This is a genomic window from Arthrobacter sp. TmT3-37 (assembly GCF_054510835.1).
The window spans coordinates 1-1,373 of sequence record NZ_JBTNDU010000035.1 but is presented as its reverse complement, the minus strand read 5'-3'; the positions used below and the strand labels follow the sequence as shown (position 1 = coordinate 1,373).

The window sequence follows — 1,373 nt, the reverse complement described above, 5'->3', positions numbered from 1 at the left end:
CCCTGGTAGCACCCTCCACCGGTCAGATCACACACGACACCGGAGCGCACCTCCCCGAGCCCGGACGAGGACGCGACAACCGCCGAGATAGCCGCCGCCGCCGGCGACGGAATCGAATTCACGTCGTTCCTGGCGAATGCCTGCAGGCTTGCCAGGGTCCCGTTCCACTGGTTCCAGTCACCGATGACCGGCCCGCTGTCCGTGTACTGCCACACGTCCTGCTTCGCCCAGCCGCTGGGCATGGTGCCGGGGGTGGTCGTACCGTAGCGCGCCACGTGGAGCGCATGGTCACCGAACGCGGTGGAGTTGCCGGTGCACTGGTTCCACCAGCTGGCCGCCGTGTAGATCATCGGCTTCCTGCCGGTCAAGGCCTGCATCTGCCGGGAGAAGTCCGCGATCCAGGCGACCATCTGCGAGGGCGTCATGTTGTAGCAGGTATTGCCCAGCGACGGGTAGGGATTGAACTCGACGTCGAGGAGTGGGGGGAGGGTCTTGCCGTCCGCACTCCAGCCTCCGCCGTTCCGGACGAAGAACGTCGCCTGCGCCGAGCCCGAGGACAGGTTGGGCAGGGCGAAGTGGTAGGCACCCCGGTACATACCCGCTGCTGCTGCGCCCGCGTACTGGTCCGAGAAATACGGATTGACGTAGTCGTTGTTCTCCGTCGCTTTGACGTACGCGAAGCGGGCACCGTAGCCGGCGGCCGCCGACCAGGCGACGGACCGACCCTGGTGGCTGCTGACATCGACGCCCAGGACCCCGCCGGGGTTCCAGTAGTTCGTCGCCGCCGAGCCCTGCTCCGAGGAATCCTCGGCAGCGCCCTCGCCACTCAGGAAACCCTCCCGCGATTCCGCTGCGCGGGGGATCTGGGGATCGCCCGACTCGGCGATCCGCGCGAGTCCCTGCCCCATGGACGCGTTCCTCACCTCGGGTGGCGCCACGGCGGCCGCACCCTGCTGCTCCGCCCCCTCGACCTCCGGAGGGAGGACACCTTCTGCGGGAGGGGTCGTCGCACCGTCCGTCGGTGTCCCACCGACGGACGGGGGAACCTCGACCGTGGGTGAGGGAACGACCAGCGGTGCTACGTCGCCGATCTCGCTCGCCAGGGCAGGAGACACCGATGCCGGCGCCAGAGGACTGACGAGGATCGCTGCGAGCAGCAGGGCGAGTCGGGCCGATGTGGAAGTTCGCTTGGTTATCACTGTGAAATCACCTATTTGTTCGGGGCCGCACATGGAGAGGAACACGTGCTGGTGGATCCGTGTCGGGGTGGGGTGGGTCAGGTTCGTTTGACGCCGGTGGTGGAGGTCCAGGTGAGGGTTCCGCGTTGGAAGCTCTGGGTGCATTTGGTGCGGGTGGGGCAGGTCTGGTTGGTG

General features: G+C 67.4%; 1 protein-coding gene. It reads right to left on the bottom strand.

Translation table 11 applies throughout. The annotated features are described in order from the left end of the window. Positions 1-1,199 (bottom strand): lysozyme (locus tag ACX80U_RS19150; RefSeq protein WP_459269543.1); only part of this gene is annotated, 1,199 nt, incomplete at its 3' end. Positions 1,200-1,373: the final 174 nt, after the last annotated feature.